This window comes from Pseudomonas sp. MCal1 (genome assembly GCF_026341415.1).
In the GTDB taxonomy this organism is placed as follows: domain Bacteria; phylum Pseudomonadota; class Gammaproteobacteria; order Pseudomonadales; family Pseudomonadaceae; genus Aquipseudomonas.
On sequence record NZ_JAKUMP010000009.1, the window covers coordinates 276,699 to 303,075 of the forward strand.

Sequence of the window (26,377 nt, forward strand, 5' to 3'; positions counted from 1 at the left end):
GACACCGTCGAGATTTACCGTGCGCGCACTTCTTTCTCCTTCCGAACCAGGTTTTCGTTTCACGCCCGCCTTCGGCCTTGGCAATCCGCACCTGCAAACCTTGTGGGGGCCGCTTTGGCGCAAGACCGTTCACCTTGACCGCCAGCGCGAACGGCTATGGCTGGAGGATGGCGACTTTCTCGACCTCGACTGGTACGGCCCGCACAGCGCCGAAGCGCCACTGGTGCTGGTGTTGCACGGGCTGACCGGCTCCTCCAATTCGCCTTATGTGGCCGGAATCCAGGCAGCGCTCGCCGCACAGGGCTGGGCCAGTGTTGCGCTGAACTGGCGCGGCTGCTCCGGCGAGCCGAACCTGTTGCCGCGCAGCTACCATTCCGGCGCCAGCGAAGACCTCGCCGAGACCATCCGCCATCTGAAAGCCAAGCGGCCACTGGCGCCGTTGTATGCGGTCGGCTATTCCCTCGGCGGCAATGTGCTGCTCAAGCATCTGGGGGAAACCGGCAGCGCCAGCGGCGTACTGGGTGCCGTGGCGGTGTCGGTGCCGTTTCGCCTCGATCAATGCGCCGACCGTATCGGCCAGGGTTTCTCCAAGGTCTATCAGGCGCACTTCATGCGCGAGATGGTGGCCTACATCAAGAACAAGCAGCGCCAGTTCCAGCACGACGGGCGCGAGGACGGTCTTGCCGCACTGGCCGCTCTCGGCTCGCTGGAAAACATGCGCACTTTCTGGGATTTCGATGGCCGGGTGACCGCGCCGCTGCACGGTTTCGTCGATGCCGAGGATTACTATCGCCGGGCATCGAGCCGTTACTTTCTCGGAGAGATTCGCACGCCGACCCTGATCATTCAGGCGGCGGACGATCCGTTCGTGTTTCCCCACAGTTTGCCTTCAGCCAGTGAGCTATCGAGCTCGACCGTGTTCGAATTGCAGAACAAGGGCGGGCATGTCGGCTTCGTCGACGGCACGCTCCGCCAGCCGGGCTATTACCTGGAACGACGGATTCCGCAGTGGCTGGCTGACGCGGGTCGCGGGTGAGGTCATGAGCGATCGGGGCGAGTCGATCCGTTTCTGGCAAGCCGCGCCTCTGGCCGGGGTCGAGCTGTTGACCGCGCGCTACATCGAGCATCGTTTCGCCCCGCACGTCCACGACGGTTATGTGATCGGCATGATCATGGCCGGTGCCCAGCGCTACCGTTATCGCGGCGCCGAACACCTGGCGGGCAGCGGCACGCTGGTGCTGATCAATCCGGATGAATTGCACACCGGCCACAAGGGCACCGAGGACGGCTGGCTGTACCGTGCGTTCTACCCGGACACCGGCAAGATTGTCTCGCTGCTTGAAGAACTGGAACTGCCGACCGCGCCGATGCCGGCCTTTGGCGCAACGCTGTATCGCGACCCGGATCTGGTCACCGGCTTCAGTCAGTTGCACCGCTTGCTGGAAAGCCCCGCCACCGCGCTGCAACAGCAAACGGTGTGGCGCGAAATGATGAGGCGGCTGTTGCAGCGTCACGCGGCGGTGCAAATCAACGGCAACCCCGGCAAGGAGCATCGCGCGGTGGCGATGGCCAAGGAGTTGCTGCACGCGCAACTGGCGGCGCCGCCCTCGCTGGAAGAACTGGCGGCGGCCGTGAACCTGTCACCCTTCCACTTCGCCCGGGTGTTCCGCCGCGCCACCGGCATGCCGCCGCACAGCTGGCTGATGCAGCAGCGGATCGCCTGTGCGCGGGGCTTGCTGCAGAGCGGCTGCGTGCCGGTGGAAGTCGCCGCGCAGCTGGGATTTGCCGACCAGAGCCATCTGAGCCGGCAGTTCAAACAGGTTTATGGTGTGGGGCCGGCGGCCTATCGCAGCGCGCGGCTGGGTCGCTGAGCGCTTATTCGCCCGTCGCGATACCGCGCGACGGCTCGTTGATCCACTCGCTCCACGATCCGGCATACAGCGAACCCAACGGGTAACCCGCCAGACACAGGGCGAACAGGTTGTGACACGCTGTCACCCCGGAGCCGCAGTAAGCCACCAGATCGGCCGGCGAACGCTCGCCGAGTTTCGCGGCGAAACGCTGCTTGAGCTGATCGGCCGGCAGGAAACGCCCGTCGCTGCCCAGATTGTCGGTGAACGCCGCGCACTGCGCGCCGGGAATGTGCCCGGCGATCGGGTCGATCGGTTCCACTTCACCCTTGAAGCGCGGCAACGCGCGGGCATCGAGCAGGGTCAGGGCCGGTTGGCCGAGGCGCTGCTGCAATTGCTCGGCGCTGAGCAGCAGGTTCATGTCCGGCTGGCCGCTGAAGTTGCCGCGGACGGCTGACGGTGGATCGAGGCTCAGCGGCAGCCCCGCCGCATGCCAGGCCTTGAGCCCGCCATCGAGAATGAACACGCCGTCGCGCTTGCCCAGCCACGCCAGCAACCACCAGGCCCGCGCCGCATAGGCGCCCGGGCCGTCGTCATACAGAACCACGTCACTGTCGTTGTTGATGCCGAAGGCTTGCAGGCGATCAATCAGCGCCGTCGGCTCCGGCAGCGGATGGCGACCGGTCACGCCTTTGGTCACCGGGCCGCTGAGGTCCCGCTCAAGATCGGCGAAATGTGCCCCGGCAATGTGCCCCTCGGCGTAGCTGCGCTGGCCGTAATCCGGGTCTTCGAGGGCAAAACGGCAATCGAGAATCACCAGCCCCGGCTGCGCCTTGCGGGCATCCAGGGCGGTCGGGCTGATCAGTTGCGCAATCGGCATAGCGAACGACTCCAGTGAGGAAATGGAATTACGGTCTCTCTTCGAGGGCCTGGGCCAGCGGCACGTAGAACTCTTCGAACAAGGCGTTGACCTCATCGCGGGCCTGCTCGGTGACGAACCCTGCTTCCAGCACCAGCACCTGATACACGCCACGTTTGATGGCCTGTTCGCTGAGGTGATTGGAATTTTCTCGGGTCGTGCACAGGAAGCGCACCCACGAGGTGAGGATGATCCACGCGTTGAGGGTCAGGGATTCGATCTGCACCCGGTCCATCTTCAGGATCCCGGCGGCAACAAAGCCTTCGTAGATCGCCGCGCCCTGGATCACGCAGCGCTGGGAGAAGCGCCGGTAACGCCCGGCCAGATCCGGATCGCTGTCGAGCAGATGCTCGAGATCGCGGTGCAGGAAACGGTAGCGCCACATCGCCGACAGCAATTCCTTGAGATAGAAACGCTTGTCTTCGACCGTCGCGGCCCGGCCCTGGGGCGGACGCAGGAAGCTGTCCACCAGGCTTTCGTACTCACTGAACAGCACGGCGATGATCGCCTGCTTGTTGGGGAAGTGGTAGTACAGATTGCCCGGAGAAATCTCCATGTGGGCGGCGATGTGATTGGTGCTGATGCTGCGCTCGCCCTGCTGATTGAACAGCTCGAGGCTGTTCTGCACGATGCGCTCGCTGGTTTTGATCCGTGGGGCCATGGCTTGAGCTTTAATTCAGAGTGCGTTGGGGGGCATCTTACGACCTAACCGGAACCGGATAAAACCAGGATGCGCAAGGAAGCCATTTGACTTTCTAGAGCATAGACTCTAAAAAGTTCGTCACAACAACATCTCCGGAGCTGACAATGACTGCCGATATTGCCTACCTGCAAACGCTGCAACAGCCGCTGGAAGAGCTCAATCGGCTGTTCGATGCGCAGCGTGCCGCCTACGCCGCCAACCCGATGCCGCCGGCGGCCCAGCGTCAGCAATGGCTCAAGGCCCTGCGCGATTTGTTGAGCAGCGAGCGGCAGGCCCTGATCGACGCCATCAGCTCCGACTTCAGCCACCGCAGCGCCGATGAAACCCTGCTCGCCGAACTGATGCCGAGCCTGCACGGCATTCACTACGCCAGCCGGCACATCAGCCAGTGGATGAAACCTTCGCGGCGCAAAGTCGGCGTCGCCTTCCAGCCGGCATCGGCGAAAGTCGTGTACCAGCCGCTTGGCGTGGTGGGCGTCATCGTGCCGTGGAACTACCCGCTGTTCCTGGCCATCGGCCCGTTGACCGGCGCCCTCGCGGCCGGTAATCGGGTGATGCTGAAACTCAGCGAATCGACCCCGGCCACCGGCCTGCTGCTCAAGCAACTGCTGGCGCGAATCTTCCCCGAGGATCTGGTGTGCGTGGTGCTCGGCGAGGCCGATGTCGGCGTGGCGTTTTCGAAGATGCGCTTCGATCACCTGCTGTTCACCGGCTCCACCAGCGTCGGCAGGCACGTGATGCGCGCGGCGGCAGAAAACCTGACCCCGGTGACGCTGGAGCTGGGCGGCAAATCCCCGGCCATCGTCTCCCACGACGTGCCGCTCAAGGACGCCGCCGAACGCATCGCCTTCGGCAAGACCCTCAATGCCGGCCAGACCTGCGTGGCCCCGGATTACGTGCTGGTGCCGGAAGCGCGCATCGGCGGTTTCGTCGAAGCCTATCGCCAGGCCGTGCGCGGGTTTTATCCGACACTCGCCGACAACCCGGACTACACCGCCATCATCAACGAGCGCCAACTGGCGCGACTGAACAGCTACCTCAGCGACGCCACCAGCAAGGGCGCGCTGCTGATTCCGCTGTTCGAGCAGGGCCAGGGCCGGCGCATGCCGCACAGCCTGCTGCTGAATGTCAGCGACGAGATGACGGTGATGCAGGACGAAATCTTCGGCCCGCTGTTGCCGATCGTGCCGTATCAGGATCTGGATCAGGCATTTGCTTACATCAATCAGCGGCCACGTCCTCTGGCTCTTTACTACTTCGGCTACGACAAACGCGAACAGAAGCGCGTGCTCAGCGAAACCCATTCCGGCGGCGTCTGCCTCAACGACACGCTGCTGCATGTGGCGCAGGACGACATGCCGTTCGGTGGCATCGGCCCGTCGGGCATGGGGCATTACCACGGGCACGAAGGTTTCCTGACGTTCAGCAAGGCCAAGGGCGTGCTGGTCAAACAACGTTTCAACGCGGCGAAACTGATCTACCCGCCCTACGGCAAATCCATTCAGAAACTGATCCAGAAACTGTTCATTCGCTAACGTCACCGCCGGGTAATAACAACAATGCACCCAAGCCTGACCGAAACACCTGCCCTCTCGCGCCGTGGCCTGCTGAAATTCAGCCTGGGCGCCACGGCGTTCCTCGCCACCGCCGGGCTTGGTGCCAGCCTCAGCGGCTGTTCATCGAGCGTATCGGCCCACGGATTCACCACGCTGCGCAGCGGTGACCTGCTGTTTCTGCGCGCGCTGATTCCGGTAATGCTCGATGGCGCCGTCGCGGTGGAAAAGATGCCCGCCGCTGTCGATGGAACCCTGAAGTCGCTGGATTACAGCCTCGATCACCTGTCGCCGGAAATGCTCAAGCTCACCCGGCAACTGTTTGATGTGCTGGGCATGGCGGTGACGCGCGGGCCATTGACCGGAATCTGGGGCAGTTGGGAAAACGCCAGCCCCGAGGCGATCCGCCATTTCCTCGATCGCTGGGAAAACAGCTCGCTGAGCCTGCTGCGCATGGGCCACAGCTCATTGCTGCAAATGGTGATGATGGCCTGGTACACCCGCGCCGAATCCTGGGCCCATTGCGGTTACCCCGGCCCGCCCGCCGTTTGAGCCTGGCGCCCCACGCAAAACAATAATAAGAGAACCTGATCGATGCCCGTACCCGACCCGTTTCGCGAAGGCCTTGCCCGTGGCTGGAAAACCTACAACGGCGCGCAACTCAGCGATGACCTGACCCTGGCAACCGATGTCGCCATCATCGGCAGCGGCGCCGGCGGCGGCACCACCGCGGAAATCCTCAGTGCCGCCGGCTACAAAGTGCTGTTGATCGAAGAGGGTCCGCTCAAGACCAGCAGCGATTTCAAACTGCTGGAAGACCAGGCCTACAGCAGCCTCTATCAGGAAGGCACCGGCCGCATGAGCAAGGACGGCGCGATTACCATCCTTCAGGGCCGCGCGGTTGGCGGCACCACCCTGATCAACTGGACATCGAGCTTTCGCACGCCGGAGCCGACCCTCGAACACTGGGCCAAAGAACACAACGTCAAAGGCCACAGCCCCGCCGACATGGCACCGTGGTTCGAGAAAATGGAGCAGCGCCTCGGCGTCGCCTCGTGGAGGGTGCCGCCCAACGCCAACAACGACGTGATCCGCAAAGGCTGCGAACAGCTCGGCTACAGCTGGCACGTGATTCCGCGCAACGTGCGCGGCTGCTGGAACCTCGGTTACTGCGGCATGGGCTGCCCGACCAACGCCAAGCAGTCGATGATGGTCACGACCATTCCGGCAACGCTGGAAAAGGGCGGCGAACTGCTCTATCTGGCCCGGGCCGAAAAACTGTTGATCAACGGCGACAAGGTCACCGGGCTGCAGTGTGTGGCGATGGACGAACGCTGCGTCGAGCCGACCGGACGCACGATCACCGTCAAGGCGCGGCATTACGTGCTGGCCGGCGGCGGGATCAACAGCCCGGCGCTGCTGATGCGTTCGGATGCACCGGATCCGCACAAACGCCTGGGCAAGCGCACCTTCCTGCATCTGGTGAACATGTCCGCCGGGCGTTTCGACGAAGTGATAAACCCGTTCTACGGTGCGCCGCAGTCGATCTATTCGGATCATTTCCAGTGGAAGGACGGCACCACCGGCCCGATGGCTTACAAGCTTGAAGTGCCGCCGCTGCACCCGGCGCTGGCTGCCACATTGCTCGGCGGGTTCGGTCAGGAAAGTGCGCAACACATGGCGGACCTGCCGCACACCCACGCGATGCTGGCCCTGCTGCGTGACGGTTTTCACCCGGACAGCCAGGGCGGCAGCGTCGAGCTGCGCGGTGACGGCTCGCCGGTACTCGACTATCAGGTTTCGCCTTACGCCTGGGAGGGTTTGCGTCGCTCCTTCCACAGCATGGCCGAGATCCAGTTCGCCGGCGGCGCCAAAGCAGTGATGCCGATGCACGCTGATGCGCGCTACGTGAACAGCCCGGCCGAGGCCCGCTCGTTGATCGACAGCCTGAGTCTGCAGTTGTATCGCACCCGCCTGGGCAGTGCCCACGTCATGGGCGGCTGCGCGATGGGCGAAGACCCGAAAACCGCCGTCACCGACAGCCTCGGCCGCCATCATCAACTGCGCAATCTGTCGATTCATGACGGCTCGCTCTTTCCCACCAGCATCGGCGCCAACCCGCAGTTGTCGGTCTACGGTCTGACGGCGCAACTGGCGACATCCCTCGGCGAACGGCTGAGAAACCCGTGAAAAAGACGAAAATTCCGATCGTCTATAGTGCTTTCTTACCCAACAGGCGACTTTCCCGACCGGGACGGCTGCGATACCATCCGACTCCCCAACGGATTCCCGCCAGGACGACGCGATGAACCGAGTGTTGTACCCAGGTACCTTCGACCCTATTACCAAGGGCCATGGCGATCTGGTCGAACGCGCCTCGCGCCTGTTCGACCACGTGATCATCGCCGTCGCCGCCAGCCCCAAGAAGAATCCGCTGTTCCCGCTGGAACAACGGGTCGAGCTGGCCCGCGAGGTCACCAAACACCTGCCGAACGTGGAAGTGGTCGGCTTCTCGACGCTGCTGGCGCATTTCGCCAAGGAACAGAACGCCAACGTGTTCCTGCGTGGCCTGCGCGCGGTGTCGGACTTCGAATACGAATTCCAGCTGGCCAACATGAACCGCCAGTTGGCCCCGGATGTGGAGAGCCTGTTTCTCACCCCGTCCGAGCGTTATTCGTTCATTTCCTCGACCCTGGTGCGGGAAATCGCGGCCCTGGGCGGCGATATCAGCAAGTTCGTCCACCCGGCGGTGGCCGAAGCCCTGACCCTGCGCTTCAAGAAGTAACGACCGTTCAAACGGCGCCCGCGTGCACTACGGGCGCCAATGCGGCACAATTGCGCGCATTGATTCATAGCGCCCGGGCTCCCCGCCCCGGCTGGAGTTAGCATGTCCCTGATCATCACCGACGATTGCATCAACTGCGACGTCTGCGAACCCGAGTGTCCGAACGCCGCCATTTCTCAAGGCGAAGAGATCTACGTGATCGACCCGAACCTGTGCACCCAGTGCGTCGGCCACTACGACGAGCCACAGTGTCAGCAGGTCTGCCCGGTGGATTGCATTCCACTGGACGAAGCCCATCCGGAGACTGAAGAACAGTTGATGGAGAAGTACCGCAAGATCACCGGCAAGGCCTGAGTTTCTGACCGTGATCGCAGCAGCAGGCTGCGATCACGTCATTCACGCTGTTCGAATCCCTCTCCAGTGCAGCCCAGGCAACGCACGAACGCCGCTTTCGCCGGCGCCACCACCAGCGCCTCTCCCGCATCGCCAATCCCGCCACCCAGCGCGGTGAACGGCAACGACACAACGAACGCCCCGGCACCGATCACCGTCGCCACCACCAGTAACGGACGGGCAATCAGCAGATCGCCGAGCATGGCGTAGGCCGGTGGATTCTGGATGGCGTAACGAGGATCGCCGCTGCCGCCTTCCGCGGCCTGAATGGTCAGGCTGAAGCACAGCAGCAGGGCGACGATGAGGGTTTGCAAGGACTTCATGGCACGATCCTTCGGGCTGAACAGTGAGACAACTCACTATAGACCGTAGGCGTTTTTCGGACGTCCAGCTCAGCTTTGGCAGCGCGGGCACCAGACGCTGGCGCGCTGGCCGAGCTTCATTTCCCGCAAGCCTGTGCCGCAGACCTTGCAGTGCTCGCCACCGCGACCGTAGACAAACAGCTCCTGCTGGAAATACCCCGGCTGCCCGTCGCCACCGATGAAATCACGCAACGTGGTGCCGCCGCGCTCGATGGCAGCAGCGAGGATGCGCTTGATCTCGATCGCCAGCTTCAAATACCGCGCCCGGGAAATGCCTTTGGCTTCACGGCGCGGATCGATACCGGCGGCGAACAGTGCTTCGGTCGCGTAGATATTGCCGACCCCCACCACCACCGCGTTATCCATGATGAACGGTTTGACCGCCATCGAGCGCCCGCGCGACAGCTGATACAACCGCTCGCCATCGAACAGATCGGTCAACGGCTCAGGGCCCAGACGGATCAGCAACTCGTGATTGAGCGGGTCATTGCTCCACAGCATCGCGCCGAAACGTCGCGGATCGGTGTAGCGCAAGGCCAGTCCGGAATCCAGTTCGATATCGACATGCTCATGCTTGGCCGCCGGCATCCCGACCTCAACCAGCCGCAAGTTGCCGGACATGCCCAAGTGGCTGATCAGCGTACCGGCCTCGGCGTTGATCAGCAGATACTTGGCGCGTCGCTCGACCAGCACGATGCGCTGCCCGGACAGCCGCACATCGAGGTCTTCGGGAATCGGCCAGCGCAGCCGCCGGTCCCGCACGATCACCCGGCTGACGCGCTGGCCTTCCAGGTGCGGGGCGATGCCGCGACGGGTGGTTTCGACTTCCGGCAGTTCAGGCATGGATTCCTCGAATCATCAGCTTCTCTAATCAGTGCGCGCCAAGTTCGCGGATCGTCTGCTTCAACGTTTCGAAGTCGTAATCCGAGAGGCCGATGTACTCAAGCACCAGCGGCCCGACAGCCTGCCATTCGAAGTCTTCGGTCTGGTTGCCCAGCACCCGGTACGACGCACAGATGTGCTCGGCCATCTTCAGGATCGCCAGCAGGTTCTTCATCTGACTGTTGCGCGAGGTCTCGTCGCTGAAGATCGCCAGGGCATTGTGGTGGTTGGCGATGGCCGCGCTGACATGTTCCGGCAGGCGCCAGGACTTGGCGGTGTAATAACCGACCACCGAGTGATTGGTGTTGTAGACATCGTTCTCGGTATCCACGACCCGGCGCTCGGCACTCGCGTTGGCGTAGGCCTTTTCGAGCGTCGTCATGTAATCCGGGAAACGCTGAAGCATCAGCGGCACGCCGCAGTCGTGGAACAGACCCAAGGCGTAAGCCTCGTCGCTCGCCTCGGTGCCGACGCGCTTGGCCAGGGTCAGGCAGGTCATGGCCACGTCCTGGGCGGTGTCCCAGAAACGGTTCAGGGTGACGATGGTGTCGTCGTTCATCTCGCCCTTGATCGACATGGCATTGATCAGATTGATGATCGAACGGCTGCCCAGCAGGTTCACCGCGCGCTTGATCGAGGTGATCTTGTTGCTCAGGCCGTAATACGGCGAGTTGACGATTTTCAGCAGCGAGCCGGAAAGGCCGGGATCCTGGGAGATCAGCTTGGCGATCGTCTCCAGGTCCGGGTCGGGCATGTATTGCTCCATTTGCAGATCCACCATGATCTGCGGCTGCGCGGGCACGCTGATGCCTTGCAGGGACTGTTGAATCTGTTCGGTGGTCAGCTCTTGGGACATAAGTACACACTCTGGGACAGGCGGCGATTCTAACCTCTAAAAACCGCCGCACGACACACCAGTGGGCAATTCGCAGGAACTTTCACTTTTGCCCGGCCTTCGGAATCTGTAGTGCCTGGAACAGTTCTCGATCTGTCCCGGGCTGTAATCCCAACAGACTCAGGAGCTTAACGATGGCAAATTCTCTCGGCAGCAAGCGCGTCGCTTTTCTGGTAACCGATGGTTTCGAGCAAGTTGAACTGACCGGTCCCAAAAACGCACTCGAGCAGGCTGGAGCGCAGGTTGACATCCTCTCTGCCGAAACCGGCAGCGTCAAAGGCTGGAACCACGATAAACCTGCGGACGATTTCAAGGTCGACCAGACTTTCCAGGGCGCAAGCATCGATCAGTACGACGCCGTGGTGCTCCCGGGCGGCGTGCAGAACTCTGACACCATCCGCATCGACCAGGACGCGCAACATCTGGTCAAGACCGGTGCCTCCGCCGGCAAACCGATCGCGGTGATCTGTCACGGCAGCTGGCTGTTGATTTCGGCCGGGCTGGTCAATGGCAAGACCATGACCAGCTACAAGACCGTCAAGGACGATCTGGTCAACGCGGGGGTGAACTGGGTCGATCAGGAAGTCGTAAAAGACGGCAACCTGATCAGCAGCCGCCAACCGGACGATATTCCGGCATTCAGCAAAGCGCTGATTGACGCGCTGTCGGCATAGAGCACAGGCGAGTGGACACGGGAGCGGGCCTGCTTGCGATGAGGCCCGCCGCGTTTCATCGCACGCCAAACCCGGCATAAGGCGCAACACGGTATACTCCCGCTCTTTTTTCCGGAGCGACGTCATGTCCCTGCCTAGCTTGCGCCTCAAAGCCAACGCCGACCGTCGCCTGCGCGCCGGTCACTTGTGGATCTACAGCAACGAAATCGACGTGGCCGCGACCCCGTTGCACGGCTTCAAGGCCGGCGACCAGGCGATCCTCGAAGCCGCCGGCGGCAAGCCGCTGGGCATCGTTGCCATGAGCCCGAACAACCTGATCTGCGCCCGCCTGCTGTCGCGCGACATCAAGCTGCCGCTGGACAAGTCGCTGCTGGTGCATCGCCTCAACGTGGCCCTGTCGCTGCGCGAGCGCCTGTTCGACAAACCGTTCTATCGTCTGGTCTACGGCGATTCCGACCTGCTGCCGGGTCTGGTGGTCGACCGTTTCGGCGACATCCTCGTGGTGCAACTCGCTTCGGCGACCATGGAAGCCCATAAAGATGACGTGATCGCGGCGCTGACCCAAGTGCTCAAGCCAAGCGGCATCCTGTTCAAGAACGACTCCGCTGCCCGCGATGCCGAAGGCCTCGAGCGTTACACCGAAACCGTCTTCGGCGTGGTGCCGGAGTGGGTAGCACTGGAAGAGAACGGCGTGAAATTCGAAGCACCCGTCGTTCAAGGTCAGAAAACCGGCTGGTTCTACGATCACCGCATGAACCGCGCCCGCCTGGCCCCTTACGCCAAGGGCAAGCGCGTGCTGGACCTGTACAGCTACATCGGTGGCTGGGGCGTGCAGGCCGCCGCATTCGGCGCCAGCGAAGTGTTCTGCGTCGACGCATCGGGCTTCGCCCTCGACGGCGTTGAGCGCAACGCCGCACTGAACGGTTTCGCCGACAAGATGACCTGCATCGAAGGCGACGTCTTCGAAGCCCTGAAGGAACTCAAGGCCGGCGAAGAGCGCTTTGACGTGATCGTTGCCGACCCGCCTGCGTTCATCAAACGCAAGAAAGACCTGAAAAACGGTGAAGGCGCCTACCGTCGCCTGAACGAGCAAGCCATGCGCCTGCTCAACAAGGACGGCATCCTGTTCAGCGCTTCGTGCTCGATGCACCTGCCGGAAGACGATCTGCAGAACATCCTGCTGACCAGCGCCCGTCACCTGGACCGCAACATCCAGCTGCTGGAGCGCGGCGGTCAGGGCCCGGATCATCCGGTACACCCGGCCATCCCGGAAACCCGCTACATCAAGAGCATCACCTGCCGCCTGCTGCCGAACAGCTGACAGATCCACGGCATTGACGCTATCGAAAGGGGAGCCCACGGGCTCCCCTTCTTTTTGTCTTTGATTTTGCTTTCCTACATTTATCTTCCTACCAACGTGCAGGATATTTCCGCAAATACTTTATTTACTGAAATTTAACTTACATAACCAGTTCCAGCCAAAGATCACTCCGACAAAATTACTGGATTATTCCTACTTAATATTTGCTTGCGATTAATCCATTACAAACTATTATTAAGTCGTCACCACGGAGGTGACACCAACTAATCCAAGTAACAATGAACAAGGAGTTCAATCATGAAAGCAATCACTCTGGAATCCCGCACCCTCGCAAACCTGGCTTTTCTGGTCGCACCTAAAGCCCGTTAAATAAGGTGGGCGCTGGGTATAGCCGGCTACCCAGCGCCTCTGACAAAGCAACTATCCAGAGCAGCGTGTCCCAACATGCATATAAACCCTTATTTATTCATACTGCCGCGAACTCCCGGCCAGATAGTCTGGAATTACAGAGACCATACTCAACATGAACTTGATCTTGAGTATTCCTCCCGACTGGCGCAACTTATTCACAACCCCGACTTATATGACAGCAGCAACATAATAGATACACAGCTATTAAATGCCGGAATACTGACTTCTTTAAAAATCTCCGCCCCTGCCTGGGGCTGGGATGAACTGTCCATGATCTACCATATCGGGACTCGGGATATTCCTTGCGAACATACTCCCCGAAATATTCAGGAATGGTCCAGGCAATACCTCGAACACTGCAACACGGTGCTCGCCACTCCACCGCCACACGACATGCCTGTGGATATCGGTCCGAACGCACTCATCGCCCTGCCCGAGCCGCTGGCATTGAATGACGACAGCCTGTCGAATTCGCTGACCCGGCGAAAGACCTGCCGATCCTTCACCGGCGCCGCCGTGTCGCTGGACGATGTCGGCACCTTGCTTTATCTGTCACTTGGTTACCTGCGAGAACGCGACGCCGATCGCGACGACAGCATCGCCGATGGACTTGGCGCGCGACGCAGCAGCCCTTCCGGCGGCGGCCTCAATGCCTGCGCCGGGTTCGTGCTGGTACAGAACGTCGACGGACTGGCGCCCGGCATGTATGCCTACCGCCCCACCGAACATGCCCTGAGCTTCATCAACCCTTTGCCCGATACCGCGCCCGGCAATCTGCTGGGAGGCCAGCACTTCATCAACAACCTGCCATTGGGGCTGTTCATCACCGCCCGTTTTGACCGGCTCTGGTGGAAATACCCGCATTCGCGTGCCTATCGAATGGCATTCGTCGAAGCCGGGCACCTTTCGCAGACGTTTCAACTGGTGGCTACGGCCCTGGGCATGAACACCTGGCTCACGGGCGCGTTTTCCGATGATCAGGTCGAAACGTTGCTGCAACTCGAGAACAGTGCGGAGCAACCCTTGTTTTTCGTCGGTTGCGGGGAAAGCGACGGTCAGGCGATGTGTCAGGAAATGCGCGACCTGCTGCGTGAGGCACAACCATGAACGCCCTCGCCCCGGCACCGGTTTTCCAGTTCACCCTGAGTGACTGGAACACCCGCGCCTCGGTCCGCACCAGCCCTCACGATTACCGCTTGCCGGACAACGTGCAGGAACAACTGGAGACCCGGCACTGGTTTCCGCCGACATTCCTGCCCTACCTGGCCCACCCGGCCATCGAGGCAGCGGGCCGTTCGATGCTGCATCGGCTTACGGCCCGACATCTGGTGCATTTTCTCGACTACACCACATTGCTCGAACACCGGATCGTCAATCGCGCCGTCGAAACCATCGTCCACGGAGAACTGCCGGTCGCGGTGCCGGCGCCGATGAAAACCGCCGCACTGCAGCTCTACACCGACGAGGGCTATCACGCTCTGTTTTCCAGTCAGGTGGCGGAGCAGATCGCCAGTCTCTACGCCATCACCGGGCGCCCGGTCATGCCCGGACGGATCACCCGGATGAACCTGCTGATCGCACGCACCGGGCAGGAGCACCAGCCGCTGGCGCGCTTTCTTCTGGGTTTCGTCTCGGAAACCATCATTGCCCGTGAACTGCTGGATGTCTGCCGCGACAGCCTGGTGTCCGGCGTCAACGATATGTTGCGCGATCACCTCACCGACGAAGCGCGCCACAGCCGCTATTTCACCGAAGTGTTCCACTACCTCTGGTTGCACCTGGACCCGCGACAGCGAACGTTCACCGCGACGACCTTGCTCGACATTCTGGAAATCTTCTTCGAAGTGGATGAGCACTGGCTGCAGGAAAGCCTCTGTGGCGCGGGCATTGCCAACACCACGGTGATGGACATTCTCGGCACGATGACTACAGCGCAGGCCATTCGACAGCGAGCACGCTCCGGCAGCCTCGCCACGATAAGCGCATTGAAGAAAGCCGGATTTTTCGCCGAACCTCAAAACCAGACACTTTTTGCCAGGGCGGGACTGATCGATGGATGACGGACAATCTGTGGTGACCGGACGTCAGCGGCGCGGAGCTGTCAGTCTTTTGCTGGCGATGGTGTTGCTCGGCGTCTTTCCGCTGGATGTCCTGCTGCCTTCGTTCCCAGCACTGGCCGAACACTTTCACCGCACCCCGGCGGACATCGCCCTGTCGATCAGCCTGTTCGCCGTCGGTATCGCCTTCGCCCAGTTGCTGATCGGGCCGCTGTCGGATGTGATCGGACGCAAAGGCCTGCTGCTCGCCGGCATGAGCGTTTCTATGCTCGGCGCCCTCGGGTGCGTGATGACCTCGGACTATTCGCTGTTTCTGACGTTCCGGGTGGTGCAGGCGCTGGGGTGCGGTTGCTTCGTGCTGTCCCAGGCGCTGGTGCAGGATCTGTTCGAAGGCGAAGAACGCGATCGCCTGCGGATCCTGATGGTCACCGCCGGCGGGATATTCATCTCGGTATCGCCGCTGGCAGGCACCTTTCTTCAGGCGACACTGGGTTGGCGCGGCAGCTTCTGGGTGTTCATCGGCTTATCCGCCGCAGTGCTGCTCAAGGCCTGGCTGCTTCTGGAAAACACCCGACCGACCGCCAGTGACACACGTACGAACTTCTTCATGGCCTATCGACGGGTTCTGGGAGATTTCGACTTCGTCGGCTACTGGCTGATTTCAGCGTTTGCATTCGCCTGCCACTTTTCATTCATCGTGATCTCGCCGCTGATCTTCATGGATCGGCTGCAACTTTCCGCTTACGAATTTTCGTTGATCCTGCTGATCTACGGTGCGGCTTACGTCACCGGGGGTATCCTCGCCAGCCTGTTGAGCAGACGCCTCAACAGCGACCAGCAGATGGTCGTCGGCCTGAGCCTGATCCTGTCCGCGGGCCTGAGCATGCTTTACCTGTCATCAAGCTTTGCACTGGCTCCGGCGACCGTGCTGATCCCGATGCTGATCTGTACCGCCGGCACTACCATTGCACGGCCGGCGGCCACTTCCCGGGCCATGAGCCTGTTTCCGGAAAACGCCGGCACCTCGGCCTCGGCCGGCAGCACGATCATTTTCATCTGCGGCGGCATGATCAGTGCCTTGATCAGCCTGAGCCCGGCCAACCTGCAATCCACGCTCGGCTACAGCTTCGTGATACTCAGCGGGGTAGCACTGGTATTGAACGCCCGGATCAGTCGGCGCAATGATCTCGTGGGGCGACCGGACAGCGATTAAACTTGCCGGTCGTCATCCCGCACGCTTCGTCAGCACTGGAACAACGCTTTGCGCCATTCCCTCCTGACGCCAGCGGTGTAGAATCGCGAGATTCATCGCCATTCATCCCCGGCGGGTTTATGAGCTCAGGCTGAGACCAGCGGCGATCCCGCAACGTCATCGGCAACATCAGGACACACGGCCATTTCTGAGTGTTCCAGACGTCAATAGAAGCTCACTCCCTTTTGATACCTGATTAGCCGCCCGGAGTGCTCCATGCCAGATTACCGCTCGAAAACATCCACCCACGGCCGCAACATGGCCGGCGCCCGCGCACTGTGGCGCGCCACCGGGATGAAAGATGACGACTTCAAGAAGCCGATCATCGCCATTGCCAACTCCTTCACCCAGTTCGTACCGGGCCACGTTCACCTGAAGGACCTGGGCCAGCTGGTTGCTCGCGAGATCGAACGCGCTGGCGGCGTCGCGAAAGAATTCAACACCATCGCCGTGGACGACGGCATCGCCATGGGTCACGACGGCATGCTCTATTCGCTGCCGAGCCGCGAGATCATCGCCGACTCCGTCGAGTACATGGTCAACGCCCACTGCGCCGACGCCATCGTCTGCATCTCGAACTGCGACAAGATCACCCCGGGCATGCTGATGGCTGCGCTGCGCCTGAACATACCGGTGATCTTCGTCTCCGGCGGTCCGATGGAAGCCGGCAAGACCAAACTGGCCAGCCACGGTCTCGACCTTGTCGACGCCATGGTGATCGCCGCCGACTCCAGCGCTTCTGACGAGAAGGTTGCCGAGTACGAGCGCAGCGCCTGCCCGACCTGCGGTTCGTGCTCCGGCATGTTCACCGCCAACTCGATGAACTGCCTGACCGAAGCCCTGGGCCTTGCATTGCCGGGCAACGGTTCGACCCTGGCCACCCACAGCGATCGCGAACAGCTGTTCCTGCAGGCCGGCCGCACCATCGTCGAACTGTGCAAACGCTACTACGGCGAGAACGACGAATCGGTTCTGCCGCGCAACATTGCCAACTTCAAGGCGTTCGAGAACGCGATGATGCTCGACATCGCCATGGGTGGTTCGACCAACACCATCCTGCACTTGCTGGCCGCCGCCCAGGAAGCCGAGATCGACTTCGACCTGCGTGACATCGATCGTCTGTCGCGCAAGGTGCCGCAACTGTGCAAGGTCGCACCGAACATCCAGAAGTACCACATGGAAGACGTGCATCGCGCTGGCGGCATTTTCAGCATCCTCGGTTCGCTGGCCCGTGGCGGCCTGCTGCACACCGACTTGCCGACCGTGCACAGCCGCAGCATGGAAGAAGCCATCGCCAAGTGGGACATCACCCAGACCGACGATGAAGCCGTGCACCACTTCTTCAAGGCAGGCCCGGCCGGCATTCCGACGCAAACCGCGTTCAGCCAGTCGACCCGTTGGGAAACCCTGGACGACGACCGTGAAAACGGCTGCATCCGCAGCTTCGAACACGCCTATTCGAAAGAAGGCGGCCTGGCCGTGCTGTACGGCAACATCGCCCTGGATGGCTGCGTGGTGAAAACCGCCGGCGTCGATGAGTCGATCCACGTCTTCGAAGGCAACGCGAAGATTTTTGAAAGCCAGGACAGCGCCGTGCGCGGCATCCTCGCCGACGAAGTGAAGGAAGGCGACATCGTCATCATTCGCTACGAAGGCCCGAAAGGCGGCCCAGGCATGCAGGAAATGCTCTACCCGACCTCGTACCTGAAATCCAAAGGCCTGGGCAAAGCCTGCGCCCTGCTGACCGACGGCCGTTTCTCCGGCGGTACTTCCGGCCTGTCCATCGGCCACGCTTCGCCAGAAGCTGCGGCCGGCGGCGCGATCGGTCTGGTGCAGGACGGTGACAAGGTGCTGATCGACATTCCAAACCGCTCGATCAACCTGTTGATCAGCGACGAAGAACTGGCGGCACGCCGGGTCGAGCAGGACAAGAAAGGCTGGAAACCGGTCGAGAAGCGTCCACGCAAAGTGACCACGGCCCTCAAGGCCTACGCCCTGCTGGCGACCAGCGCCGACAAAGGCGCGGTGCGCAACAAGGCGATGCTCGACGGACTGTGATGCTTAACCGTCGTGCATAAAAATGCCCCGCCAAGTGCGGGGCATTTTTTTGCCTTCAGTTTGATCGTTCCCACGCTCTGCGTGGGAATGCAGCCCGTGACGCTCCGCGTCACTGGACGCGGAGCGTCCCGGTAGGCATTCCCATGCGGACGGTTCGACGCCTCGACGTGGGAACGATCATCGTAGAAAGGTTTACTGGATTTCTTCCGGCTTCACGATCACCCAGTTCTTGTCCGCCGTCACCGGCAAACCTTCTTTCGCCTGGGCCGCTGCGTGCTTGGCCATCATGCCGTTGAGCTGGGTCATGTACTTGTCCTTGCGGTTGATCCACAGGTGAATACCGCCCTTGGCCACGTCCACATCGTGGAACAGCATGTAGCCGTCGCTGGTCGGCGTGTCGCCACCCACCAGGACCGGTTTTTTCCACTCGTCGATGTAGGTCAGAATCGCCGCGTGCTTGCCGGCCATCCAGGTCGCCGGGGTCCACAAGTACGGGGTCAGTTCGAGGCCGAGGTTGGCCTTCTCGTCATACTTGCCGGCGGTGATCTGCTTGCGCGCGGTGGTCAGTTCGCCGGTCTCGCGGTTCTTCAGCAACGTGGTCACGCCGATCACGTTCTGCGGTTTGACGTTGTATCCGTACTTCGGATCGGCCGCGACCATGCGCACCAGTTCTTCGGAAGCGGCGGTCATCACGTAGACCTCGATGCCGTTTTCCATCAACTTGTTGTACAGCTCTTTCTGGCCGGTGAAGATCTTCGGCGGGTTCACGTCCAGATTCTTGACCACATCACCTTCGTAATAGGTCGTCGGCACCGGTTTGCCTGAGGCCATCAACTCATCGACGTAGCCCTTGAGTTCCTTGAGGGTGAAACCGGAAAACACCTGCGCGACCCATGGATAGCAAACCATGTCGTCAACTTCGCAGAGGCGGTAGTAGTAGCTGAACAGGCTTTCCTTGTGGTCGGCGGTGTCCTTGAACGGCATCAGTTTCAGGGAAGGGTCGAGCTTGTCGCGGGTGATCAGGCCCTTGTTTTCCATGAACGGCAACAACGACTCTTCGAGGTCGTAGCGGTAACTGGTGTTGTCCATGTCGAACACCGCGTAGTTACCCTTGTTGGCATTGGCGGCGATCATCGCGTCCAGTGCCTTGGCCTGATCCGCCGGCCAGTGTTTCAGGTCGGTGGCGAATGCCTGAGTGACCAGGCCCATTCCCACAGTCAGTGCGACAGCCAGAAATTTCGGTGCAAACTTCATTGGCGCTTCTCCCTGGGTCAAAGAAATCGACGCTAACAAATAAATGTGACAGTCCCCGTCTGTCAGCGACCATCCGCGTCCGTTTCGCGCCAGTTGCATCCCCGTGAGCGACACCCGCTTATTCCAAAACCGACGGACGACCTTTGATTTCGGTATTAAATCATTGGAAATCAAACTGTTAGGCTTGCCGGTTCGCAACAGCCCCGGAAGGTTGTTGGCACAGTCTTTTCTGGAGTTCTCATGAATCTGCCCCTGATTCTCAACTTGCTGGTGTTCCTTGCCCTGCTCTTCGGTCTGGCGCAAACCCGTCACACCACGTGGAGCCTGGCGAAAAAAGTCCTGCTCGCGCTGGTGCTGGGCGTGGCATTCGGCGTCGCGCTGCACACGATCTACGGTGCCGGCAACCCGGTGCTGAAAGCCTCGATCGGCTGGTTCGACCTGGTCGGCAACGGTTACGTGCAACTGCTGCAAATGATCGTGATCCCGCTGGTGTTTGCCTCGATCCTCAGCGCCGTGGCCCGTCTGCACAACGCTTCGTCGCTGGGCAAGATCAGCTTCCTGACCATCGGCACGCTGCTGTTCACCACCGCGATTGCCGCGCTGATCGGCATCGGCCTGACCAACCTGTTTGGCCTGACCGCCGAAGGCCTGGTCGCCGGGACGCAGGAAATGGCCCGCCTGCAAACCATTCAGACCGACTACGCCGGCAAGGTCGCCGACCTGAATGTGCCGCAATTGCTGCTGTCGTTCATCCCGCAGAACCCGTTCGCCGACCTGGCCCGAGCCAAGCCGACCTCGATCATCAGCGTGGTGATCTTCGCCGCGTTCATGGGGGTTGCCGCGCTGCAACTGCTCAAGGATGACGTCGAGAAAGGTCAGAAAGTGATCAACGCCATCGACACCCTGCAAGCCTGGGTGATGCGCCTGGTGCGTCTGGTGATGAAGCTGACCCCGTACGGCGTACTGGCGTTGATGACCAAAGTGGTGGCCGGTTCCAACCTGCAAGACATCATCAAGCTCGGCAGTTTCGTCGTGGTGTCGTACCTCGGTCTGGGCCTGATGTTTGTGGTGCACGGCCTGCTGGTGTCGGCGGCCGGGATCAACCCGCTGCGTTTCTTCCGCAAGATCTGGCCGGTGCTGACCTTCGCCTTCACCAGCCGCTCCAGCGCGGCGAGCATTCCGCTGAGCATCGAAGCGCAGACCCGTCGTCTGGGCATTCCGCAATCGGTGGCAAGTTTCGCCGCTTCGTTCGGCGCGACCATCGGCCAGAACGGTTGCGCCGGTCTGTACCCGGCGATGCTGGCGGTGATGGTTGCGCCAACCGTCGGCATCAACCCGCTGGATCCGCTGTGGATCGCGACGCTGGTGGCGATTGTTACCTTGAGTTCGGCCGGTGTGGCGGGCGTGGGGGGCGGTGCGACCTTCGCCGCGCTGATCGTGCTGCCGGCCATGGGCTTGCCGGTTTCGCTGGTGGCGTTGCTGATTTCGGTCGAGCCGCTGATCGACATGGGTCGCACGGCGCTGAACGTGAGTGGTTCGATCACCGCCGGTGCGATTACCAGCCAGGTGATGCAGCAGACCGACAAGGTCCTGCTGGATGCTGATGAGCATGCGGAACTGGCTCAGGCTTGATTGACGTTGTGGCGAGGGAGCGTGCTCCCTCGCTGATCGTTCCCACGCTCCGCGTGGGAATGCAGCCCGTGACGCTCTGCGTCACTGGACGCGGAGCGTCCCTAGAGGCATTCCCACGCAGGAGCGTGGGAACGATCGAGATTCAGGCTTTTTCCCAGACTTCGAAGTTGTAAGCCGGTTTGTCGCCTTCAGCCGGATTCGGCACGTTCGACACCCGCTTCCACTGGTTCAGATCGAACTCCGGAAACCACGCATCGCCCTCCGGGCTCAACGCCACGCGGGTCAGATACAAGCGATCTGCCTCGGCCAGCCCCTGCGCATACAACTGCGCCCCGCCAATCAGCATCAACTCATCGACGCCCTGCTCTTTCGCCCAAGCTTCGGCGCGAACCACGGCCGCTTCCAGCGACGGATAGACTTCCGCGCCCTCCAGCACCAGACCGGCCTGACGGCTGACCACGATATTCAGACGGCCCGGCAACGGGCGACCCAGCGAATCCCAGGTCTTGCGACCCATGATGATCGGCTTGCCGAGCGTCGTGGCCTTGAAGTATTTGAAGTCCCCCGGCAAGTGCCAGGGCATGCTGTTGTCGACGCCGATCACGCGGTTTTCACCGAGGGCTGCGATCAGGCTGAGGGGGAGAGATTTAGTCATGCCGGCGAGGATACCAGAGCCGCGCTTACCCCGATAAGCGCCACAGCGGTTATGCTCACGGCTCAATCAAGCAACGGGATGCCGCGTGACTGAACTGACTCCACTGCAAAACCTCTGGCTCACCGAAACCGTGCGCCTGCGCGAAGAACACGCAGGCCCGCTGGACGATCCGGAAGCCAATCGCCTGGCCCGCGCGGCCGGCGGCGATCTGCCCGGACGCATTCAACGCCGCGCCCTGTGGCTGGCCGAGCGCGATGGCCTGACCTCGGCGCTCAAGCACTGGCTGCAAGGCGCGCGCCTGGCGCTGGTGTTGTTGGCGATCTTCGCGGTACTGAGCGGCGCCGGCCTGGCCTTCGCCGCACTGGGCCAGACGCCGGTCAATGTGTTCTGGGCGCTGGGCAGTCTGCTCGGGCTGAACCTGATCCTGCTGTTGAGCTGGGCGCTGGGGCTGATCTTCGCTGGCGAACATGGCGCCACTCTAGGCCGCTTGTGGCTGTGGCTCAGTGAAAAACTCGCCCGCGACGCCAAGGCTGCGCAACTGGCGCCGGCCCTACTGCTGATGCTGCAGCGCCGGAAACTCAATCGCTGGGCGCTCGGCACGCTGGTCAATGGTCTGTGGTTGCTGGCAATGCTCAGCGCGCTGGTTTTGCTGCTGACGCTGATGGCGACCCGGCGCTACGGCTTCGTCTGGGAAACCACGATTCTCAGCGCCGACACGTTCATCAACATGACCCAGGCCCTCGGCGCCTTGCCGGCGCTGCTGGGCTTTAACGTGCCCACGGTCGAAATGATCCGCGCCAGCGGTGACACCGCGCTGAACATCGAAAGCGCCCGTCAGGCCTGGGCGACCTGGCTGGTCGGCGTGCTGGTGGTGTACGGCGTGCTGCCCCGTCTGCTGTTGGCGCTGTTCTGTTTCTGGCGTTGGAACAGCGGCAAGGCTGCGCTGCGTCTGGACCTGAACCTGCCCGGATACGCCCAGTTGCGCGAACGCCTGATGCCGACCAGCGAACGTCTCGGCATCACCGATCCCGAGCCTGCGCAATTGCACCGCATCGAAAGCACCGTCGGCGAACACGCCAGCGATGGCGCATTGCTCGTGGCCATCGAACTCGACGATCAACACCCATGGCCGCCGACGCTGCCGAAAAACGTCAGCAACGCCGGCATCCTCGACAGCCGTGAATCGCGCAACAAACTGCTCGAACAACTCAGCCGCTTCCCGCCGGCGCGCCTGGCGATTGCCTGCGACCCAAGGCGTTCGCCGGATCGTGGCAGCCTGGCGCTGATTGCCGAGTTGGCGCGCAATGCCGCCGCCACCCGCGTCTGGCTGATGCAGGCGCCGCAAGGACAAGCACTGGACGCCGAACGCCTCGGCGACTGGCACGTGGCTCTGCAACAACTCGAACTGCCGTTTGCCGATTGCGCCCCGTTGAACTGGCTGGAGCACGGACATGACTGATGCCTGGAAAGCACCGCTGAAACTGGCGGTAGTCGGCCACACCAACGTCGGCAAGACTTCACTGTTGCGCACCCTGACCCGCGATGTCGGCTTCGGCGAAGTCTCCCATCGCCCAAGCACCACGCGGCATGTCGAAGGCGCGCGGCTGTCGGTGGATGGCGAGCCGTTGCTCGACCTCTACGACACGCCGGGCCTGGAAGACGCCATCGCCCTGCTGGATTTTCTCGAGCGCCTGGAACGCCCCGGCGAACGCCTCGACGGCCCGGCGCGATTGGCGCGGTTTCTCGACGGCAGCGAAGCGCGCCAGCGTTTCGAACAGGAAGCCAAAGTGCTGCGGCAACTGCTCGCCTCCGATGCCGGCCTGTACGTGATCGACGCCCGCGAACCGGTGCTGGCCAAATACCGCGACGAACTGGAAGTACTGGCCAGTTGCGGCAAGCCGTTGCTGCCGGTGCTGAATTTCGTCAGCAGCGCCAACCACCGCGAGCCGGACTGGCGCGAAGCACTGGCGCGTCTCGGCCTGCATGCGCTGGTGCGTTTCGACAGCGTCGCCCCGCCCGAGAATGGCGAGCGGCGGCTGTATGAAAGCCTCGCCCTGTTGCTGGAAAACGCCCGCCCACAACTTGAACGCCTGATCGCCGATCAACAGGCCCAGCGCCTCGCCCGCGAGCAAAGCGCCGCACGCCTGATTGCCGAATTGCTGATCGACTGCGCCGCGTGCCGACGCAGTGTGGCGAGCAACGCCGAACAGGAACAACAAGCCATCAGCGAATTGCGCAAAGCCGTGCGTCAGCGCGAACAACGCTGCGTCGAAGCGCTGCTCAAGCTCTACGCCTTCCGCCCACAGGACGCCGCCGCGAGTGATCTGCCGTTGCTCGACGGGCGCTGGGGCGATGACCTGTTCAACCCGGAAACCCTCAAGCAGCTCGGCGTGCGGGTCGGCGGCGGAATTGCCGCCGGTGCCGCAGCCGGCGCGGGTGTGGATCTGCTGGTCGGCGGCATTACGCTCGGCGCTGCCGCTCTGGCCGGTGCCATTGCCGGTGGCGCCCTGCAAACCGCCCGCAGCTATGGCAATCGCCTGCTCGGCAAGATCAAAGGCCAGCGAGAACTGACGGTCGACGATAACGTGCTGCGCCTGTTGGCCCTGCGTCAGCGGCAATTGCTGCAAGCGCTGAACGCCCGAGGCCATGCGGCGCTGGACAGCATTCAGGTGGCAACGCCGCAGGACAAGACCTGGCGCGAAGGCAAGTTGCCGGAGGCGCTGAACAAGGCGCGGGCGCATCCGCAGTGGTCTTCGCTCAATCCGCATCCGAAGCTGAATCAGGCTGAGCGGCAGGAAGAGATTGAGTCTTTGGCCACAGAGCTGTAGTGCCTGATCCGCCGTCTTCGCGAGCAAGCTCGCTCCCACAGGGACTTCGAACGTTCACAGGATCTGTGTTTACCAAAGATCTTTGTGAGAGCGAGCAAGCTCGCGAATGCAGCAGCCCGGTCCAAAGACTTACACAGCAAGCAACCGCGCTGCCTTGCCCTTCAGCACGCCCAGATCCATCACCGGCACGGCCATTTCCTTCGCCAGCTCATCCCACCGGCGCATCCGCAGGCTGACGGCACACAACGGATCCTGCTCGAACGCATCGGCTTCAGCCTCGGTCATCACCCCGCCCTGATAGTCCAGGGTGCGGCGACTGGCTTCGCTCAAGCGCTCGTAATAGCCCGACTCCCTGAGCGTCAGATAGCGCTTGGCCTGGACGTGATACTCGACCAGCCGCGCCAGGCGCTCGCTGAATCCGGCCTCGCGCAAATAATCCGCGCCGAGGCGTTCGTGGCTGACCACGCCGTAACCACCCATGTTCTCCGCACCTTCGGCACACAAATGGCCGATGTCGTGGAAGAACGCGGCGAGTACCACTTCGTCGTCGAAGCCTTCGGCGATGGCCAGTTGCGCCGCCTGGGACATGTGTTCGATCTGCGATACCGGTTCGCCGATGTAGTCGCTGGCGCCGAAGCGCTCATAGAGGCCGAACACCCGGTCGATGACTTGCTCGTGACTCAACATCAGTTCTCTCCCAAAAGCTGTGCGACATTGCGCTCGGCCATGGCCGGGCCGACGCTCATGCCGACGCCGCTGTGCATCAGCGCCACACTCAGCCCCGGCGCCGGGCGCAGGAACGAAAACGGCCCCGGCCCCCGGGAACCATAGACACCCTGCCAGCGCTCGACCACTTGCACCTTGCAACCGAGAGTCTGCTCGGCCAGTTCGAGCATCCAGTTGTCCACCTGCTCGGCGTTGAACGGCGACGGATCGCAGCCGTAATGGTGCGAATCGCCGATGATCAGCTCGCCATAGGGCGTCGGGCTGATCAAAAGGTGGATGCCGTTTTCCTGCAGGTGCGGTTGTTCGCGCAGGATTTGCGCCTGCACCGCCGACGCTTCCGGCAAGTCAGCGAAGGCGCCGTAGTGCACGCAGCTGAGACCGGTGAGCAAGGCATGTTGCAAGTTCAGGTCGATCTGCGGCCGGACGCGAAGCATTTGCAGGCGGCAGATTTGCGGGTCGAGGGCGGCAATCGGCTCGGCCAGCAAGGTCTGATAATCGTGGCCGGAGCAGACCATGATCTGCTTGGCGGTGAAAGTGCCGGCCGTGCTGTGCAGGCGTCCCGGTTCGACGTCGCGCACCAGCGTCGAGAAGTGAAACCCGACGTTGAGTTCGCGGCGCAGGTATTGGATCAGCGCCGGAATTGCTTCCCGGGAATACAGTTGTTGATCGTCCATCCCGTGCAGCGCGGCGCAGTGATGGCTGAACTGGCCGCCATACAGATCGCGCAGCGCGGCACCGCGTAGCAGCTCGACGCGGTAGTCGTGCTCGACGGCGCGCCCGGCGCAGAAGGCTTCGAGCAAATGTTCTTCGGCCTCGGTGCGGGCGAACAGGTACGAGCCGTTGCGCTTGAGTTGCAGGCCGGCGAGCTGCGCCCACTGGCCCCAGATTTCGCGGCTGGCCTTGGCCAGCTCCAGCATCGGGCCCGGTGGCTGGCCGGTGACCAGCGCCTGGCCGAAGTTGCGTACCGAGGCGCCGAGAGGCGTGGCAGTGCGCTCGAAAACCGTGACCCTGAGACCGCGCCGGGCAGCGGCGTAAGCGTGGGACAGGCCCAGGATGCCGGCGCCGACGATCAGCAAGTCTTTGTGTTGTGTCATGCAGCCCCCAATGATCGTTCTCGCGTCCAGGCGCTTCTCGTTCCCACGCTTTGCGTGGGAATGCAGCCAAGGA

General features: G+C 62.0%; 25 protein-coding genes. 16 read left to right on the plus strand and 9 right to left on the minus strand.

Annotated features, from left to right (window positions below):
- Nucleotides 1–19: 19 nt before the first annotated feature.
- Both MKZ87_RS17095 and MKZ87_RS17100 read left to right on the plus strand, forming a co-directional pair.
- Nucleotides 20–1,036: a hydrolase gene (locus MKZ87_RS17095; RefSeq protein WP_234206097.1), complete on the plus strand. Its 1,017-nt coding sequence runs from the start codon at nt 20–22 to the stop codon at nt 1,034–1,036.
- A gap of 4 nt (nt 1,037–1,040) precedes the next feature.
- Nucleotides 1,041–1,871 (plus strand): AraC family transcriptional regulator, encoded by an 831-nt coding sequence (locus MKZ87_RS17100; protein ID WP_085702917.1) that lies wholly within the window; start codon nt 1,041–1,043, stop codon nt 1,869–1,871.
- 4 nt (nt 1,872–1,875) lie between these two features.
- Here the strand turns inward: MKZ87_RS17100 and MKZ87_RS17105 are convergent, their stop codons facing one another.
- Together MKZ87_RS17105 and MKZ87_RS17110 are read right to left on the minus strand one after the other, a co-directional pair.
- Complete coding sequence (locus MKZ87_RS17105) at nt 1,876–2,730, minus strand: sulfurtransferase (RefSeq protein ID WP_085697868.1); 855 nt, start codon at nt 2,728–2,730, stop codon at nt 1,876–1,878.
- 28 nt (nt 2,731–2,758) lie between these two features.
- Nucleotides 2,759–3,430 carry a TetR/AcrR family transcriptional regulator gene (locus MKZ87_RS17110; protein ID WP_007953407.1) on the minus strand — a complete coding sequence of 224 codons (672 nt, stop codon included), beginning with the start codon at nt 3,428–3,430 and terminating at the stop codon, nt 2,759–2,761.
- A gap of 146 nt (nt 3,431–3,576) precedes the next feature.
- On the opposite strand from MKZ87_RS17110, the gene MKZ87_RS17115 reads away from it, so the two are divergent.
- The 5 genes from MKZ87_RS17115 to MKZ87_RS17135 all read left to right on the plus strand — a co-directional run bounded on the left by MKZ87_RS17115 (nt 3,577) and on the right by MKZ87_RS17135 (nt 8,164).
- Nucleotides 3,577–5,007: a coniferyl aldehyde dehydrogenase gene (locus tag MKZ87_RS17115; protein WP_085702918.1), complete on the plus strand. Its 1,431-nt coding sequence runs from the start codon at nt 3,577–3,579 to the stop codon at nt 5,005–5,007.
- Nucleotides 5,008–5,031: 24 nt separating this feature from the next.
- On the plus strand, nt 5,032–5,577 hold the full coding sequence (locus MKZ87_RS17120; protein ID WP_085697871.1) for a twin-arginine translocation pathway signal protein: 546 nt from the start codon (nt 5,032–5,034) through the stop codon (nt 5,575–5,577).
- A 42-nt stretch (nt 5,578–5,619) separates the two neighbouring features.
- On the plus strand, nt 5,620–7,215 hold the full coding sequence (locus MKZ87_RS17125; RefSeq protein ID WP_085702919.1) for a GMC family oxidoreductase: 1,596 nt from the start codon (nt 5,620–5,622) through the stop codon (nt 7,213–7,215).
- Between the two features lie 115 nt (nt 7,216–7,330).
- The gene (coaD, locus tag MKZ87_RS17130) at nt 7,331–7,810 is read left to right on the plus strand and encodes a pantetheine-phosphate adenylyltransferase (protein WP_007953414.1); all 480 of its coding nucleotides are present in this window, start codon (nt 7,331–7,333) and stop codon (nt 7,808–7,810) included.
- A gap of 102 nt (nt 7,811–7,912) precedes the next feature.
- On the plus strand, nt 7,913–8,164 hold the full coding sequence (locus MKZ87_RS17135; protein ID WP_003195146.1) for a YfhL family 4Fe-4S dicluster ferredoxin: 252 nt from the start codon (nt 7,913–7,915) through the stop codon (nt 8,162–8,164).
- Nucleotides 8,165–8,202: 38 nt separating this feature from the next.
- Here MKZ87_RS17135 and MKZ87_RS17140 read toward each other — a convergent pair whose 3' ends face one another.
- The 3 genes from MKZ87_RS17140 to MKZ87_RS17150 all read right to left on the minus strand — a co-directional run bounded on the left by MKZ87_RS17140 (nt 8,203) and on the right by MKZ87_RS17150 (nt 10,249).
- Nucleotides 8,203–8,526 carry a multidrug transporter gene (locus tag MKZ87_RS17140; protein WP_085697873.1) on the minus strand — a complete coding sequence of 108 codons (324 nt, stop codon included), beginning with the start codon at nt 8,524–8,526 and terminating at the stop codon, nt 8,203–8,205.
- 69 nt (nt 8,527–8,595) lie between these two features.
- A complete protein-coding gene (gene mutM / locus MKZ87_RS17145; protein WP_085702920.1) occupies nt 8,596–9,408 on the minus strand; it encodes a bifunctional DNA-formamidopyrimidine glycosylase/DNA-(apurinic or apyrimidinic site) lyase in 813 nt (270 codons plus the stop codon).
- A gap of 28 nt (nt 9,409–9,436) precedes the next feature.
- Nucleotides 9,437–10,249: an HDOD domain-containing protein gene (locus MKZ87_RS17150; RefSeq protein WP_176247728.1), complete on the minus strand. Its 813-nt coding sequence runs from the start codon at nt 10,247–10,249 to the stop codon at nt 9,437–9,439.
- 227 nt (nt 10,250–10,476) lie between these two features.
- Here MKZ87_RS17150 and MKZ87_RS17155 point away from each other — a divergent pair, with 227 nt between their 5' ends.
- From MKZ87_RS17155 to ilvD, 6 genes are all read left to right on the plus strand, one after another.
- Entirely contained in the window at nt 10,477–11,016 is a 540-nt protein-coding gene (locus MKZ87_RS17155) for a type 1 glutamine amidotransferase domain-containing protein (protein WP_085689565.1), read from the plus strand.
- 124 nt (nt 11,017–11,140) lie between these two features.
- Nucleotides 11,141–12,337, plus strand: a complete 1,197-nt coding sequence (locus MKZ87_RS17160) for a class I SAM-dependent rRNA methyltransferase (RefSeq protein WP_085702921.1) — start codon at nt 11,141–11,143, stop codon at nt 12,335–12,337.
- Nucleotides 12,338–12,781: 444 nt separating this feature from the next.
- Nucleotides 12,782–13,855: a SagB family peptide dehydrogenase gene (locus MKZ87_RS17165; RefSeq protein ID WP_085702922.1), complete on the plus strand. Its 1,074-nt coding sequence runs from the start codon at nt 12,782–12,784 to the stop codon at nt 13,853–13,855.
- Nucleotides 13,852–14,808 carry a diiron oxygenase gene (locus MKZ87_RS17170; protein WP_085702923.1) on the plus strand — a complete coding sequence of 319 codons (957 nt, stop codon included), beginning with the start codon at nt 13,852–13,854 and terminating at the stop codon, nt 14,806–14,808. The genes MKZ87_RS17165 and MKZ87_RS17170 overlap by 4 nt, the downstream gene beginning before the upstream one ends.
- On the plus strand, nt 14,801–16,018 hold the full coding sequence (locus MKZ87_RS17175; RefSeq protein WP_266201381.1) for an MFS transporter: 1,218 nt from the start codon (nt 14,801–14,803) through the stop codon (nt 16,016–16,018). The genes MKZ87_RS17170 and MKZ87_RS17175 overlap by 8 nt, the downstream gene beginning before the upstream one ends.
- Nucleotides 16,019–16,273: 255 nt before the next feature.
- Nucleotides 16,274–18,115 (plus strand): dihydroxy-acid dehydratase, encoded by a 1,842-nt coding sequence (ilvD, locus tag MKZ87_RS17180; RefSeq protein ID WP_064380052.1) that lies wholly within the window; start codon nt 16,274–16,276, stop codon nt 18,113–18,115.
- Between the two features lie 192 nt (nt 18,116–18,307).
- On the opposite strand, the gene MKZ87_RS17185 is transcribed toward ilvD, so the two are convergent.
- Entirely contained in the window at nt 18,308–19,369 is a 1,062-nt protein-coding gene (locus tag MKZ87_RS17185) for a phosphorylcholine phosphatase (RefSeq protein WP_085702925.1), read from the minus strand.
- Between the two features lie 240 nt (nt 19,370–19,609).
- Between MKZ87_RS17185 and MKZ87_RS17190 the strand changes: the two genes are divergently transcribed.
- Entirely contained in the window at nt 19,610–21,001 is a 1,392-nt protein-coding gene (locus MKZ87_RS17190) for an L-cystine transporter (protein ID WP_085702926.1), read from the plus strand.
- Nucleotides 21,002–21,143: 142 nt separating this feature from the next.
- Here MKZ87_RS17190 and MKZ87_RS17195 read toward each other — a convergent pair whose 3' ends face one another.
- Nucleotides 21,144–21,656, minus strand: coding sequence for a dihydrofolate reductase (locus MKZ87_RS17195; protein ID WP_085702927.1), 513 nt, complete (start codon nt 21,654–21,656; stop codon nt 21,144–21,146).
- An 85-nt stretch (nt 21,657–21,741) separates the two neighbouring features.
- Between MKZ87_RS17195 and MKZ87_RS17200 the strand changes: the two genes are divergently transcribed.
- Together MKZ87_RS17200 and MKZ87_RS17205 are read left to right on the plus strand one after the other, a co-directional pair.
- Nucleotides 21,742–23,115 (plus strand): DUF2868 domain-containing protein, encoded by a 1,374-nt coding sequence (locus MKZ87_RS17200; protein ID WP_234206117.1) that lies wholly within the window; start codon nt 21,742–21,744, stop codon nt 23,113–23,115.
- On the plus strand, nt 23,108–24,484 hold the full coding sequence (locus MKZ87_RS17205; RefSeq protein ID WP_266201383.1) for a GTPase/DUF3482 domain-containing protein: 1,377 nt from the start codon (nt 23,108–23,110) through the stop codon (nt 24,482–24,484). Before MKZ87_RS17200 ends, MKZ87_RS17205 begins: the two co-directional genes overlap by 8 nt.
- Before the next feature lie 129 nt (nt 24,485–24,613).
- Here MKZ87_RS17205 and MKZ87_RS17210 read toward each other — a convergent pair whose 3' ends face one another.
- Nucleotides 24,614–25,171, minus strand: coding sequence for a phosphonate degradation HD-domain oxygenase (locus tag MKZ87_RS17210; RefSeq protein ID WP_234206119.1), 558 nt, complete (start codon nt 25,169–25,171; stop codon nt 24,614–24,616).
- Nucleotides 25,171–26,304, minus strand: a complete 1,134-nt coding sequence (locus tag MKZ87_RS17215) for a TIGR03364 family FAD-dependent oxidoreductase (RefSeq protein WP_085702930.1) — start codon at nt 26,302–26,304, stop codon at nt 25,171–25,173. The genes MKZ87_RS17210 and MKZ87_RS17215 overlap by 1 nt, the downstream gene beginning before the upstream one ends.
- Nucleotides 26,305–26,377: the final 73 nt, after the last annotated feature.